Below are 15,333 nucleotides of genomic sequence, written 5' to 3' on the forward strand. Positions count from 1 at the left end.
TAAGCCCCCATCCCTACTTGAGGCGACCTATGCAACCGGGAAGAATTAATTTAAACCTGCTCAGTGCCTTATATTATCTGTTGCAAGAACAAAGTGTGACTCGTGCAGCCGAAAAAATGCACCTGAGTCAATCAGCCATGAGCAAGCATTTAGCCAAGTTACGCGATGTTTTTGGCGATCCCCTATTAGTTCGGGTGCAAGGACAATTACAAACCACGCCTAAGGGCCTTGAATTAAAAGCACAAGTAGCCCCGTTATTAGATTCAGTAGAAAGCCTGTTGCATCAACAAGCCTTTGAGCCCAGCCTTTGCCAACGTACTTTTTGTATTGCAACCTCTGACTATGTCAGCGAACATTTATTACCCAAAGTCTTAAGTAAAATTTACCAGCAAGCCCCCCAACTCAATATTGAACTATGTAACTGGGACCACACCACCAGCCGTTTATTACATAGCGGTGAAGTTGACCTAGGTTTAACCTTGCCACCACAAGATAGCAGTGAGTTGCACGCCATCACTTTAGGCAGCGATCATCTCGTCTGTTTGATGCATAAACATCATCCTTACCTCGATATCAGTTCGCCCAGCGCAGCCGATTATTGCCGTTATCCACATGCAATCATCACCACTGGCGCCGATAAAAACTCGCAAATCGACCGTTACCTCAATCAACAAGGTTTACAACGGCAAATACAGCTCAAAGCTTCATCGTACTTCGCCACCCTGCAGATCTTAACCGAGACTCGTTTCATTCTAACCATGCCAGCCCAAATTGCTCAGCAGTTAATCAAACAACGCCCGCTAGCGATTGTCGACTTACCTTTTACTGCGAGCGGCTTCGACTACTCACTGATTTGGCACCATCGTAACCATCACGACCCCGCCCATAGCTGGTTTAGGCAGCAACTACACCAAGCAATGACTTAGCCCACAGAAGCCGTTAAGCTAAAACAAGCCACTGGGCCACATTTATAAGTTAATCGAGTAGAGAACAGATATGAGCCAACACACTTGTCCCGGCTGTGGACAAGCCCTCAATTGCAGTGCCGACAAAAATTGCTGGTGTATGAAGATGCCTAGTATCTTGCCGGTGAGTGCCGATTTAAGTGAGCAAAGCTGTTATTGCGCCCCTTGTTTGGCTAAAAAACTCAGCCAAAAACTAGAGCAATTATGCCAAACCATGCCACACCATGAGTTATTAGCCTTAGCTCAACGCTACCAAAATAATCAAAGCCCGCTACAGCAGCACATCGATTATCAAGAAAAAGACGGATTAATGGTGTTTAGTGCTTGGTATCATCTAAAGCGAGGCAGTTGCTGTGGCAATGGCTGTAGAAACTGTCCCTATCCTAAGCGCCAACGGCCAAAATAAATACCCAGCCAACACCAACCCTCTAAGTCTCACCAAAGAATTCCAAAATGGAATACTTTAGATATCAACAATTCCATTTTAATATTTCACTTAAGTTCTTACACTAGCCGCTGTTTCATCTGTAGCTCTTTAATTGCAAGGATTAATCCGGTGTTCGAAGCCTTAAGTGCATTATTATTAATTAACCTACTCGGCATGCTCAGCCCCGGCCCAGATATGGTGATGGTGCTTCGCCACGCGACCCAAAGTAAGCGCCAAGCCAGTCTATGTGCATGTGGTGTGTTATTAGGCTTTAGTATTCACATTTGCTTCGCTATCGCGGGTTTATCACTGCTCATCCAACAATCTCCGCTACTATTTGAAATCCTGCGTTGGAGTGGCGCAGGTTTCTTGATCTTCATCGGTCTTAAAACCCTACTCAGTCGCCCGCAAGGACTTAAAATTGGCAAAGCTTCACAGCCCCAGGCGGGTAAAAAAGTCATCCTGAGTGGCATTGCCTGTAATTTGCTAAATCCTAAAATTCTGGTCTTTGTGGTTAGTGTCTTTAGCCAGTTTATCGGTCGCGAGACCGCGTTTAGCGACAAGTTGATTTTGGCTGCCGCCTTACTACTCGAAACCAGCCTGTTGTGGTGTTTGTTGGTACATTTGTTATCTCATCATCGAGTACAAATGAAACTGCAGCGCTACCAACAATGGGTTAATCGTTTTAGCGGTTCAAGCTTACTCGGGATGGGAACTTTGCTCGGCCTTCACAGTTAACCAGTAAGCAAATTGAATCCACAAGCGCTTGGTGCTATGGTCAAAAAAAAGGCTGAAACACCTGATTATGGACGATACCTACAAGATCATTATTGCGGATGACCACCCCTTGTTTCGTAGTGCGCTGCAGCAGGCGGTGCATACCGCTGTCCCCGATTCACGATTGCTCGAAGCAGAAAACGTAAGTGATTTACTTGAATTGCTCGATAGCCAACGCGAGCCCGACTTATTATTACTCGATTTAAAAATGCCCGGAGCAAATGGTTTTTCGGCATTTACTCACTTACATGGCCAATATCCTGATTTACCGATTGTTGTGATATCTGCCAGTGAAGAAACGAGCGTTGTACAAAAAGCCAAGCAACTTGGGGCGACAGGCTTTATTCCAAAATCGACCCCCTTGCAGCAATTGGTTGCGGCGATCCAACATATTATCGAAGGGGATGATTGGTACCCCGAAGGTATTAGTTTTGCAAAAAGTGCCGAACAAGATCCACTTGCGGAGCGTTTGGCCAGCTTAACGCCTCAGCAATACAAAGTTTTGGTGATGCTCAATGAAGGCTTGCTAAATAAACAAATTGCCTATGAGCTGAATGTCTCTGAAGCGACAATTAAAGCGCACGTGACCGCGATTTTCCGCAAACTCAATGTAAAAAACCGGACTCAAGCCGTGATCGCCCTACAGCAATTAGAACTAGAGCCTAGACCCGAAGATAGCCCTCTTTAAGCCAAAGAGATCACATCCCCCAAATCATCCGACTCGATGATATTCGGGGCTTAGGCATTTGGTTTCAGCCAATAGTTGGCTGCGGTTTTACTGTTCAGCAGTTGTTGGCATAATTTCTTCAAACGCAAAGGTCGTAGTGGTTTACTTAAGTAAGCAAAGCCCTGAGCGCGCACCCGGTCAATCAAGTCGGTATGACGATCGGCACTAATCACAATGCCATGACAGGACAGCTTCCCTTGATGGATCAGCCGCTGTAGCGCCTCGAGACCCGTTTTATCATGATCAAGATGGTAGTCACTTAGAATCAGCTCAGGGATCCAACCATCGGCAATCAACGCTTCCGCTTCCTCGACCGCTTCACAACACAGCACTTGGTAACCCCAACGACTCAGCAAACTTTCCATGCCAACTAAGATCTCGGGCTCATTGTCGATGCACAGCACCTTGGCCCCTTGGGTAACATTAATATTGTCATGTTCAACGGGGCTCAATTTGTGGACATTAAGCGCCTCCACAACGGGCACTGTCACATAGAACACCGAGCCTTTGCCGGGGGTTGATTCTACCCCAATCGGAATTTCTAATAATTCAGCAAATCCTTGAGCAATCGCCAAACCAAGACCCAAGCCTTCATCTCTCGCTCGGCCCGATTTATTGAGCTGTTGAAATTCTTCAAAAATTTGCTGCTGCTTGCTTTTCTCGATACCGGGACCGTTATCCCAGACTTCCAAGCGCAGGTAATTACCTTTGCGGCGAGCCCCCAATAGTACTTTCCCTTGAGGGTTGTAGCGTAAGGCATTGGTTAAAAAGTTTTGTAAGATCCGCCGCAGCAACTTGCTATCGGTACTCACCGTTAGTCTGCTGGCTTGCAACTTCAACTCAACCCCTTGTTGTTGCGCCAAAGGCAAAAATTCTGCATGAATATGGTCCAACAAGTGACCAACCTCAAACTGTTCATTACTCACCTCCACCCGACCCGATTCCAAACGTGAAATATCTAGTAAATCACTAATGATCTCTTCCGCCGAATACAACGACTTATCAATGCTTGCCGCTAAAAATTCGGCTTCTTTACTCATCTCTGATTCCAGTAAGGAACCCACAAATAGTTTGGCCGCGTTCAGCGGTTGCATCAGATCATGGCTGACCGCCGCTAAAAACCGAGACTTGGATTGATTCGCCTGCTCAGCCGACAGTGTCGCCTGTACCAATTGCTGGTTAATCGAAGACAATTGTTGAGTTCGCTGAGCAACTCGCGCCTCCAATATTTCATTGGCCTGCTTGAGCATATCTTCGGCCTGCCTGAAGGTTGTGATATCACTAAAGGTCATCACATAACCGCCGTTAGGCATCGGGTTCCCTTGCACCTGGATCACGCGTCCGTCTAAACGGACACGTGAAGAAGTATGGCTGGAGCCACGGCGTAAGTGTTCCACCCGCCGCTCAACATGTTCTTCGATATCACCCGGCCCACACAAACCATTAATCGCATTATGACGGATCACCTCTTCAATAGGACGCCCAACCACTAATAGGCCATGAGGAAATTCAAACAATTCGGTATAACGACGATTCCAAGAAACCAACTTCAACTCAATATCAACGATAGCAATTCCTTGGTCGATATGTTCTATCGCCCCCTGCAATAAATGTTTGTTGTATTGTAACAATCCAGATGCTTCTTCAGCGATTGAAGCAAACTCTTCCAGCTGAACTTGCTTCCCCTGTAATACCGAACCAAGCACTAAACGAGCCGAAGAAGAGCCAAATACCCCGCCCAACATCCGCTCCGTTTCAGCAATTAATTCTACTGGGGCCTGTTGGTTAGGGCTCAGTTGCAAGCCTCGAGAAGCCGCGTACTTTTGAAAGCTCTCGTTAACGCGCTGTGTCCCAAGGAAACGAGACGACAGCATGTGCAGCTCTTCAACACTCACCTTCGACTGATAGAGCGCCCCAGCATCATCCGTCTTACCAAGTTGCCCCACAAAGCTGCTGGCCTGTAGCCATTCAGAAACCGCCGGACTGGATAATTTAGAGCCGAGTAAATAGGCCAGCAAATTACACACTAGGCTCAGTACAACCCCCCAGTTATTATTCGAGATTAAGGGTTGACCATCCCACTGGGGAGCGGTCAGTCCCTCGACAATACTCTGCATTAGCCACCAATTTGGCCATAGATGCGGCAAACTATCGGTAATATTCAATAAATTGAGCAACCACAACAGCATGCCCACCGATAAACCAGCATACACACCAGTGCGGTTGCCTTCCCGCCAATACAAACCAAAAACCAAGGGGATCGCTAACTGAGCGATCGCGGCGAAGGACAAGAAGCCAATATCGGCCAAATTCCCGACCTCTCCAAGGATCAAGAATGCGCCCCAGGCCAATAACAAGATCACTAAGATAGTGGTACGGCGTACGTTTAATAACAACTCACTAAACTGAGCAAAGTTACGTTGACTTAATCCGCCTTGTTTCAGTAATAAGGGCAACACCAGATCGTTGCTTACCATAATCGCTAAGGCGATGGTCGACACCACCACCATACCGCTGGCCGCAGAAGTCCCACCCAAAAAGGCCGCCATCCCAAGGATCTTATGCCCAGCCGCCAGCGGCAGGCTAATCACAAAATTATCGGCAGGAGTTCCCGCAGGCAATAAATAGTCTCCAGCAAAAGCGATCGGCAATACAAAAACCGCCAACAGCAATAAATAAGCGGGAAATAACCAGCGTGCGGTCTGTAGGTCGTTCACCTGATTATTTTCAACCACCGTGACATGAAACTGCCTCGGCAGACAAATTACCGCCGACATAGCCAACAATGTCGCCACCACCAAATCGCTCACATTGGCGATACTCAGTTGCTGCCATTTATTGCCCATTGAGGCGCCTACCGCCTGCTGAGCCTCTACAGGTAAATCCCACAGCAGGCTAATAGCCAACAGCCCGACACAAACAAAGGCCAGCAATTTAATCAAAGACTCGAAGGCGATCGCGACAATGACTCCGCGGTGATGCTCCGTCGCATCAATATGGCGGGTTCCAAACAACATGGTAAAAATCGCCAGCGCGATGCTCACAAACAAGGCAATTTGTGAGCTACTGCCCTCACCGACCGCTTGTCGCATTGGCTCGCCACCAAACAAATCCAAACCCATCACAATGGCCCTCAACTGCAACGAGATATAGGGCAAAATACCAATGATACAAATTAAGGAAATCACCACAGCCAGAGTTTGCGATTTACCGTAACGGGCGGCAATAAAATCAGCGATGGTGGTAATATGTTCACGCTTGGCAATTAAGATCAGCCGCGCTAACAGCTTCCAGCCAAATAGAAACAACAAGATTGGACCAAGGTAAATAGGAATAAACGATAGCAGGTTTTCGCTGGCTTGCCCCACCGTGCCGTAAAACGTCCAGGAGGTACAGTACACCGCGATCGAAAAGCTATAAAAAGCCGGTTGCCAACGCAGCCGCTCACTCTGGTTTTTATCGGTATAGTAGGCAATGACAAACAAAGCCCCCAAGTAAACCAACGACAGCGGAATCACTAACCAACCTTCGCTTACCATTTCCATCTTGAATCCGTTCCTTGTGACTCGCAGAGATCCTATCTAGCCCTAAAGCTGGTTATCTTTGGTGGTCGATTTTAATTCGACATAAAAGCACTTTTATCACGGCAAAAATGCGACGGCCTCAAAAACCAAACAAATCCCTCACTCATTCCTAACAAGGGGCAGGGGCTGGCGCAAATCGCTATCGCGCGCCCCTTTCAGGCCGCGCTTTAGCATGATTTAGACTAAAGTCGTCTAGGTAAAACTAACAAAAAAAGACATGCTTATCTGTGACCAAGACATAGAGTTATCCTACCCCATGGTGAGGCGATGAGCACAGATTTCAACTTCCAGCACCCACCTTTTGACCAACTAGAGCCTCAGCAACGGCAACTGGTCAGCAGCAATTTAGATATTCATTATTTTCAAAGTCAGCAGAAAATAGTGACTGCTGGCACCGAAGCAGAAGCGCTGTTTATTATTATTAAGGGGCAGGTTGAAGAGCGAGCTGACAACAATGATGAAGTGTTCGCTCACTATACCCATGAAGATTGGTTCGACGTACGCTCACAGTTTGGTGGTTACGCCAAACATGACTACCTCGCCTTAGAGGAAACCCTCTGTTATGCCTTGCCCAGCCGTATTTTTCGTCAGCTAGTCAGCGAAAACAGTGATTTTGGTGATTACTTTCAGCGCGATTTGGCGACTCGCCATCAATTAGTAGAATCCCGTGAAGGCAATAAAAATCTAGCCGAGTTCATTTTAACCTGCATCGATGAGCGTAACGTGCAGCCAGCGGTGGTGATTGAAGGGGAAACCTCACTCCAACAAGCCACTTTTATCATGCGTGAACAAAAACTCGAATCTCTATTAGTTAATCACGATGGTTGCTTCGGTATGTTAACCGGTACTGATTTACTACACGCTGCAGTATTAGTGCAGCAATCGCTGGATACACCAGTTAGCCAGTTAGCTAATTTCAACTTAATTAGTGTCAATAAAGGCGATTTTTTATTTAATGCCATGTTGTTGATGACTCGTAATAACATCGAACGAGTCGTGGTAAAAGATGAGCAAAAAATCATTGGCGTGATGGAAATGTCTCACCTGCTCAGCCTCTTCTCCACTCATTCCCATGTATTAGCCTTACGTATTGCACGAGCCTCAAGCATTGAAGAACTCAGCGAAGCGGCCCTCACTCTCAACCGGCTCGTGGAAAACCTTTGCAATAACGGTATTCGCACCTTATTTGTGATGAAGCTATTGGCCACCATGAATGAACAAATCATTCATCGGGTGTTTGATTTATCCATCGCCCCAGAGCATCACAGCCATGTGTGTTTAATGGTGATGGGGAGTGAAGGGCGCGCAGAGCAAATCATTAAGACCGACCAAGACAACGGTCTGGTGCTCGAAGATGGTTACGATTGGCCGGAAAAACAACAGCAGCTAGAGCAGTTCAGCGATTACCTGCTACAACTAGGTTATCCGCCTTGTCCTGGCAAGATCATGGTCAACAATCCGCAATGGGTACAAAGTCAAAGTCAATGGAGTGAAACCATCGCCAACTGGGTCGAAATTGGCCACGGTGAAGCCATGATGAACATCGCCATTATCTTGGATGCCCATGCCATTGCTGGCAATAAAAGCCTATTACGGCATATGCGTAAAGATTTAATGGCGCAAATGGCCAAACGCAGCGTGACTCTGGCGTTTTTTGCTCAACCGGCCTTAAAATTTCACACGCCACTAACCCTATTTGGCAAGATCAAATCGAAACACGCTGGTTTAGACATCAAGAAAGGCGGCATCTTCCCCATTGTTCATGGCGTGAGAGCTCTCGCCCTAGAGCAATCAGTCATCCCCACCAATACCCTAGAGCGAATTGAATGTTTGGCTCAACTTAAGATCCTAGAAGCCGACATGGCCGCTAATCTCACCGAAGCTCTCTTATTGTTTTTCAAATTACGTATTCAACAGCTATTCCCGATCGACGAAGAGCATGACTATCACACCCTTAAACTGGAACAATTGAATCATAGTCAACGGGATCTATTGCGCCACGGTTTACATGTGGTGAAAAAGTTTAAGCAGCAATTGGCCTTACACTTCAATATCCGCGATTACTAGGCGAAGTAATGCTGCAACGTTTTCTGTATCAGCGTAAATATAAACACAGCGACTTCGCCGAGTTATTTCAACGTTATCGTGGTCAGCAATATGTCGCGCTCGATCTGGAAACCACCAGCTTAGACACCCGCCAAGCCGACATTGTTTCGATAGGTGCGGTACTGATCGATGAAAATAAAATCTTAACTAGTCAGCCCTTCGAAGCGAAGATCCAAGCCACCGATAAACTGGCTGGTGACTCAATTAAAATTCACCTGCTACGTCATCGTGATTTACAGCAAGGTTGTCGTATCGAAGACGCTCTGCCAGCCTTGCTCAAATTTATTGGCCCACGAGCCATCGTGGGTTACAACATCGGCTATGACCAACGCATTCTCAATCGCCATTGTCGACAATTGTACGGTTTTAAATTACTCAATCCACTCATCGATGTGGGCAGAATGTTTGCCGACAAGGTACATGTCGAGCATGTGGGGATCAGTCCCAACCTCGACCTGGAACATATTTGTAATAGCCTGAATATTCCGCTGTCGGGACGTCATCAAGCGATTGACGATGCAATAACCGCCGCGATGATTTATTTACGTTTAACCTACGGCCCCCGCCCCACCATGGCACTCCCCAAGCTAAGGTCTGGTTAGCACCGTGAGCAGGCTCTCAATTATCACCGATAACAATCAGAAGCACTTTGATTAATAAAACATTTCACTATTCTTTACAAATAATTAACCAAAAGTCTAATTGTCGACACGCGACGTCAGTGCGAATCTTATATCAAAATCCGAAACGTCATTGACGATATCCCGCCTCATCATGAGGAAGCAAGGAGAGGAACATGAGTGAACACAAGCTGTACCCAGTTAAAGCAAATATCGCTGAAGACTGCCTACTAGACAATCAACAATACTTAGACATGTACCAACAATCAATTGAACAGCCCGAACTGTTCTGGGGCAAGTACGGTAAAGAACTGCTGGATTGGATCGAACCCTTCAGCAAAGTGAAAAATAGCAGCTTCGATCCCGGACACGTCAGCATTAAATGGTTCGAAGATGGTCTACTAAATGTCAGCGCTAACTGTATCGACCGTCACTTACAACAACGTGGTAACGAAGTCGCAATTATTTGGGAAGGTGATAGCCCAGACGAAGACAGCAAGCTCACCTACCAAGAACTCTATGAGCAAGTCTGCAAATTTTCCAATGCACTAAAAGCCCAAGGCGTAAAAAAAGGTGAAGTGGTTTGCCTATATATGCCAATGGTTCCCGAAGCCGCGGTGGCCATGCTGGCTTGTACCCGAATTGGCGCAGTACATTCCATCGTGTTTGGTGGTTTCTCTCCAGAAGCGCTTGCAGGACGCATTATCGACTCGAATTCAAAATACGTGATTACTGCCGACGAAGGTTTGCGGGGTGGTCGTGGTGTACCTCTCAAAGCAAACGTTGACCAAGCTTTGGAGCACCCCGAGTGTGAGTTTGTGAAAAGCGTGGTGGTCCTCAAACGAACCGGTGCAGAAGTCGGCTGGCACGACAAGCGCGACGTTTGGTGGCACGAAGCCTGCGAAAATCAAGCCGCCGAGTGTCCACCAGAACCCATGAACGCGGAAGATCCTTTATTTATCTTATATACCTCGGGTTCAACGGGTAAGCCCAAAGGCGTACTGCACACCACTGGCGGCTATTTACTGTATGCCACCATGACCTTTAAGTATGTTTTTGATTATCACCCAGGTGACATCTATTGGTGTACCGCCGACGTTGGCTGGATCACAGGTCACAGCTATTTGGTTTATGGCCCGCTTGCCAATGGCGCAACCACCATTTTGTTTGAAGGGGTGCCAAACTACCCAACTTCGGCACGCATGAGCGAAGTCTGCGACAAACATCAGGTAAGTATTTTATACACCGCTCCCACCGCAATCCGGGCCCTAATGGCTCAGGGCGATGCAGCGATCGAAGGCACCAGCCGCAGTAGCCTACGGATTATGGGCTCGGTGGGTGAGCCCATCAACCCAGAGGCTTGGGAGTGGTATTACCGTACCATTGGCGATCAACGCTGCCCAATTGTTGATACTTGGTGGCAAACCGAAACTGGCGGGATCCTAATTACGCCCCTTCCAGGAGCCACCGAACTCAAACCGGGCTCTGCGACTCGCCCCTTCTTTGGCGTTCAACCTGCTTTGGTCGATAATGAAGGCAATGAGCTGAGCGGTGCCGCCGAAGGAAACTTGATCATCAAAGACAGCTGGCCAGGACAAATGCGCACCGTTTATGGTGATCATGAACGGTTTGAACAAACCTACTTCTCCACATTCCCCGGCTCCTATACCACTGGTGATGGCGCTCGCCGCGACGAAGATGGTTATTATTGGATCACTGGTCGGGTCGATGATGTATTAAACGTGAGTGGACACCGAATGGGCACTGCCGAAATTGAAAGTGCCTTGGTCGCGCATCCGAAGATTTCAGAGGCCGCTGTGGTAGGCGTGCCCCACGAAATCAAAGGACAAGGCATCTATGCCTACATCACCCTCATGGCTGGCGAAGAACCCAGCGCCGAGCTACACAAAGAGGTCAAAGCTTGGGTGCGCAAAGAAATTGGGCCAATTGCCACCCCCGATATCCTGCACTGGGCAGAAGCACTACCAAAAACCCGCTCTGGTAAAATTATGCGTCGTATTTTGCGTAAAATTGCCACCAACGAAACCGACTCTTTGGGGGATACTTCAACCTTGGCGGATCCATCGGTGGTTGATAAGTTAATTCAGGAAAAATCGAACGCAGCTTAAATCTAAGTGCGATATTCAGCCGTTTGCATCGACTGCAAACGGCTTTTTTGTTCATAAGAGAAAACCACAGCGTAGAAACTGGCATTTCTACAAAACAGCCTCCTATTTTTAAACGACTCACCACTATCAACCTAAGGCTTGGGATCAAAATCCAGCGGCCAAGCTAAACCTGCTGTAGTGGAACCAGATCAAACTATCCGCGGTCACTTAAGATTAAACTGAAACCAAATCAAAATTGATGTTTTTATATAGGACTCACTTCATGGTAGGGAAAAATATGAACAAGACTAAAATTGTGGCAATTCTGCTGCTGTTATCCAGTAGCGTTGTAAGCTTTACCAGCTTAGCCACTGAACGAGCCGAGCAGGCCTGGCAATACATCACCGATAAACAGGCATTGCTAATTGATGTCCGTAGCCCTCATGAATTCCAACAAGGACACTTAAACGGCGCCCAAAATATGCCGCATCAAACTGTCGCCGCCCATATTGAACAACTCACCACAGACAGAAACCAAGCGATAGTCGTTTATTGTCGCTCAGGAAATCGGGCCAATTACGCCTTACAGGTATTACAACAAATGGGCTACCAGCAAGTGGTTAATGGCGGCGGCCTACAAGAAATGCTGGCTGAAAAGCCCTAAACGGCGTTGCTCGATAACGGCTGGTTGATACTACTCTGCATCTTAGATGCTTGATTCAGTCTAACTTCAGACAATAAACCCGCTGCGCCAGTAAACCATCCTTAAAGATCAGTCGTCCAGTAATAACAAAGGCAGGCGATTTAGCCTGCCTTTAGTGAATGATACAACAAGCGCTTATTTTGCGATCAAATGAGTCTCATCGAATACTGCCGATTGACTATCCACGCTTACCTTAGGTACTCGCCGCGCGAGTAAATAGTAAAATAAGGGGGTGAGTAACAAACCAAATACAGTGACCCCAATCATGCCATAAAATACTGCCACACCAATTGCCTGACGCATCTCAGCCCCTTCTCCAGTAGAATAGACCATCGGCACCACCCCCATAATAAAGGCGATGGATGTCATTAATATTGGCCGCAAGCGCAGGTGAGCCGCTTCCAAGATGGCGTCCATCACCGTACGACCTTGATCCTGCAATTCTTTGGCAAATTCGACAATTAGGATCGCGTTTTTGGTGGCTAAAGCAACCAACACAATTAAACCTATTTGAGTAAAGATATTGTTGTCCCCTCCCGATAACAATACCCCACTAATTGCCGAAAGTAAGGTCATCGGAATAATCAAAATAATGGCCATCGGCAAGCGTAAACTTTCGTATTGCGCGGCTAATACCATAAACACCAACAAAATAACCAAGGGATAAACAAACATCGCGGTATTCCCAGAAAGCTGCTGCTGATAACTTAGCTCGGTCCACTCATAACTCATCCCTATCGGTAGCGTCTCCGCTAAGATTTTCTCAATCGCGGCCTGCGCTTCCCCCGAACTGTAACCCGCTGCCGCACTACCGTTGATTTCAGCAGTGGTATAGGCGTTGTAATGCATCACCCGATCGGGGCCCGTAACCGAGTCTATTGACATAAACGATCCAAGGGGGATCATCACACCATCACGATTACGCAACTTAAGCTGGCTAATCTGCTCTGGCGACTGCCGGAACTGCTCATCTGCTTGCATATTTACCTGATAGGTACGTCCAAATTTATTGAAGTCATTCACATAGACCGAGCCCATATAAGCTTGCAAGGTAGTAAAGACCTCATCCAGAGACACTCCCAGCTGCATCGCCTTGGTTCTGTCTAAATCCAACTGTAACTGGGGCACCTTCACCTGATAACTCGAAAATATCCCCGCTAAGGCCGGATCCGCCCAAGCTTTTTGCATCACTTGCATGGTGACATTCGCCAGCGCTTCATAACCTAAGTTGGCGCGATCTTGGATCTGCAACCTAAAACCACCAATGCTGCCTAAACCTTGCACTGGCGGCGGCGGGAAAATCGCAATAAAGGCTTCTTGGATGCCCGCAAATTTTTGATTCAACGCGCCAGCAATCGCATTCGCACTCAAACTCGGATCTTGGCGTTGAGAAAAATCAGTTAAAGGCGTAAACACAATCGCACTATTCGGGCTATTGGTGAAACCATTAATACTTAAACCAGGAAAAAGCCACCGCGTGCGCAACTCCCGGCTGGGCGAGAACTATGTCTGTCATTTGTTTCACCACGGCTTCGGTGCGCTGTAGTGATGCCGCATCGGGCAATTGAGCAAAGGCAACTAAATATTGCTTATCTTGGCTAGGTACATAACCAGTTGGCGTATTCATAAATTGATAGCCAGTCAACCCGAGCAAAGCCACATAGATAATCCCAACCAGTGCCGCTAAGCGAATGATTTTTTTAATCATCACCGCATAGACGCTGGCGCCTTTATCAAACAGTCGATTAAACGGTGCAAAAATCAATTTACCGAACAGACCGTCCATGATCCGAGTCAAACGGTCTTTAGGCTGATCATGCCCTTTCAATAATAAGGCCGACAAGGCAGGGCTCAAGGTCAATGAGTTTAGCGCGGAAATAAAGGTCGAAATGGTAATGGTCAAGGCAAATTGCCGATAAAACTGTCCTGTTAAACCAGACATAAAGGCCGTCGGAATAAATACCGCCGCCAAAACCAAAGTGGTCGCGACAATCGGGCCCGTCACTTCCTTCATCGCTTGCTGAGTTGCAGCAACCGGGCTTAAGCCATTGGCAATATTTCGCTGGACATTTTCCACCACGACAATCGCGTCATCTACCACAATACCGATGGCCAGCACTAAACCAAATAAAGACAGCGCGTTTAGCGAAAAACCCAGCAAATGCATGAAGGCAAAAGTTCCCACCAGCGATACCGGTACCGCCACCAAAGGAATAATTGAAGCGCGCCAAGTTTGTAAGAACAAGACCACCACAAACACCACCAGCAACAGAGCTTCAAACAGTGTTTTAACCACCGCCTTAATTGAGCCACGAACAAATACCGTGGGATCATAAACCGTGGCGTAGCTTAAACCCTGCGGAAATCCCTTCGCCAATTCGACCATTCTCGCTCGTACATCTTCCGAAATTTGAATCGCATTGGAACCCGAAGCCTGAAATACCCCAATTGCAATAGCATCCTTATTATCCAACATCGACCCCAGCGCATAGCTACTGGCACCTAATTCCACCCGAGCCACATCTCTTAAGCGGCTAATCTCGCCCTGATCGCCCACTTTGATGATGATGTTTTCAAATTCGTCTACATTGTCTAAGCGCCCCTTCACATTGATTAACAACTGAAAGTCAGACTCGCCGCTGGGTTGTGCTCCTAAACTGCCTGCTGCAGCTTGTTGGTTTTGCTGACGAATCGCGGTGATAATTTGGCTGGGGTTTAAACCTAAAGCCGCCACTTTATTAGGATCGAGCCAAACTCTTAAACTGTATTCTCCAGCACCGAATAGACGCACCGCGCCCACTCCTTCGATGCGCGCCAGCTCATCTCGAACATTTAATGCCGCATAATTAGATAAATAGAGTAAGTCATAACGTTCATCCGGCGAAGTCAGGTGAACGACCATGGTCAGATCAGGCGAAGACTTTTCGGTGGTGATCCCTAAACGTTGCACCACTTCTGGCAAACGCGGGGTGGCTCGGTCAACCCGACTTTGCACTTGGGCTTGCGCCTGTTCGACATCACTGCCAATGGCAAAAGTCACAGTGAGGGTCATTCGGCCATCGGAGGTGGCTTGAGAAGACATATACAGCATGTTTTCCACACCGTTAATTTCTTGCTCCAGCGGAGAGGCGACAGTGTCAGCAATCACCTTCGGATTGGCTCCAGGATAATTGGCCGTCACCACCACCGTAGGAGGTACAACTTCCGGATATTCAGTAATTGGCAATTGCCACACCGCAATAGCGCCCGCAATAAACACCAATAACGATAACACCGCCGCAAATATCGGTCGTTTGATAAAAAACTGAGAAAACAT

The 15,333-nt window shown here is 47.4% G+C and carries 9 protein-coding genes and 1 pseudogene; 8 read left to right on the forward strand and 2 right to left on the reverse strand.

Annotation, left to right across the window (positions count from 1 at the left end; translation table 11 throughout):
* The first annotated feature begins 29 nt into the window (after positions 1-29).
* From ACRRSW_RS19530 to ACRRSW_RS19545, 4 genes are all read left to right on the forward strand, one after another.
* Positions 30-926: a LysR family transcriptional regulator gene (locus ACRRSW_RS19530; protein WP_432460216.1), complete on the forward strand. Its 897-nt coding sequence runs from the start codon at positions 30-32 to the stop codon at positions 924-926.
* A 70-nt stretch (positions 927-996) separates the two neighbouring features.
* On the forward strand, positions 997-1,371 hold the full coding sequence (locus ACRRSW_RS19535) for a DUF5522 domain-containing protein (protein ID WP_432460217.1): 375 nt from the start codon (positions 997-999) through the stop codon (positions 1,369-1,371).
* A gap of 150 nt (positions 1,372-1,521) precedes the next feature.
* Positions 1,522-2,130, forward strand: coding sequence for a LysE family translocator (locus ACRRSW_RS19540; protein WP_432455905.1), 609 nt, complete (start codon positions 1,522-1,524; stop codon positions 2,128-2,130).
* A 67-nt stretch (positions 2,131-2,197) separates the two neighbouring features.
* The gene (locus ACRRSW_RS19545) at positions 2,198-2,857 is read left to right on the forward strand and encodes a response regulator transcription factor (protein WP_432460219.1); all 660 of its coding nucleotides are present in this window, start codon (positions 2,198-2,200) and stop codon (positions 2,855-2,857) included.
* A 50-nt stretch (positions 2,858-2,907) separates the two neighbouring features.
* On the opposite strand, the gene ACRRSW_RS19550 is transcribed toward ACRRSW_RS19545, so the two are convergent.
* Positions 2,908-6,441, reverse strand: a complete 3,534-nt coding sequence (locus ACRRSW_RS19550) for a PAS domain-containing hybrid sensor histidine kinase/response regulator (RefSeq protein ID WP_432460220.1) — start codon at positions 6,439-6,441, stop codon at positions 2,908-2,910.
* A gap of 306 nt (positions 6,442-6,747) precedes the next feature.
* On the opposite strand from ACRRSW_RS19550, the gene ACRRSW_RS19555 reads away from it, so the two are divergent.
* The 4 genes from ACRRSW_RS19555 to ACRRSW_RS19570 all read left to right on the forward strand — a co-directional run bounded on the left by ACRRSW_RS19555 (position 6,748) and on the right by ACRRSW_RS19570 (position 11,978).
* The gene (locus tag ACRRSW_RS19555) at positions 6,748-8,547 is read left to right on the forward strand and encodes a DUF294 nucleotidyltransferase-like domain-containing protein (protein WP_432460221.1); all 1,800 of its coding nucleotides are present in this window, start codon (positions 6,748-6,750) and stop codon (positions 8,545-8,547) included.
* Between the two features lie 8 nt (positions 8,548-8,555).
* Complete coding sequence (locus ACRRSW_RS19560) at positions 8,556-9,188, forward strand: 3'-5' exonuclease (protein ID WP_432455901.1); 633 nt, start codon at positions 8,556-8,558, stop codon at positions 9,186-9,188.
* A 194-nt stretch (positions 9,189-9,382) separates the two neighbouring features.
* On the forward strand, positions 9,383-11,335 hold the full coding sequence (acs, locus tag ACRRSW_RS19565; RefSeq protein WP_432460222.1) for an acetate--CoA ligase: 1,953 nt from the start codon (positions 9,383-9,385) through the stop codon (positions 11,333-11,335).
* A gap of 277 nt (positions 11,336-11,612) precedes the next feature.
* A complete protein-coding gene (locus ACRRSW_RS19570; protein ID WP_432455899.1) occupies positions 11,613-11,978 on the forward strand; it encodes a rhodanese-like domain-containing protein in 366 nt (121 codons plus the stop codon).
* Positions 11,979-12,152: 174 nt separating this feature from the next.
* Here ACRRSW_RS19570 and ACRRSW_RS19575 read toward each other — a convergent pair.
* A pseudogene (locus ACRRSW_RS19575) lies at positions 12,153-15,333 on the reverse strand (efflux RND transporter permease subunit).

This window comes from Agarivorans sp. QJM3NY_25 (assembly GCF_050870875.2).
GTDB lineage: Bacteria > Pseudomonadota > Gammaproteobacteria > Enterobacterales > Celerinatantimonadaceae > Agarivorans.

Bases quoted from the DNA above. Each gene is read 5' to 3' on its own strand.
- ACRRSW_RS19550 (WP_432460220.1), bottom strand. From the start codon at position 6,441: ATGGAAATGGTAAGCGAAGGTTGGTTAGTGATTCCGCTGTCGTTGGTT.
- ACRRSW_RS19570 (WP_432455899.1), top strand. From the start codon at position 11,613: ATGAACAAGACTAAAATTGTGGCAATTCTGCTGCTGTTATCCAGTAGC.
- ACRRSW_RS19555 (WP_432460221.1), top strand. From the start codon at position 6,748: ATGAGCACAGATTTCAACTTCCAGCACCCACCTTTTGACCAACTAGAG.
- ACRRSW_RS19530 (WP_432460216.1), top strand. From the start codon at position 30: ATGCAACCGGGAAGAATTAATTTAAACCTGCTCAGTGCCTTATATTAT.
- ACRRSW_RS19545 (WP_432460219.1), top strand. From the start codon at position 2,198: ATGGACGATACCTACAAGATCATTATTGCGGATGACCACCCCTTGTTT.
- ACRRSW_RS19535 (WP_432460217.1), top strand. From the start codon at position 997: ATGAGCCAACACACTTGTCCCGGCTGTGGACAAGCCCTCAATTGCAGT.
- acs (WP_432460222.1), top strand. From the start codon at position 9,383: ATGAGTGAACACAAGCTGTACCCAGTTAAAGCAAATATCGCTGAAGAC.
- ACRRSW_RS19560 (WP_432455901.1), top strand. From the start codon at position 8,556: ATGCTGCAACGTTTTCTGTATCAGCGTAAATATAAACACAGCGACTTC.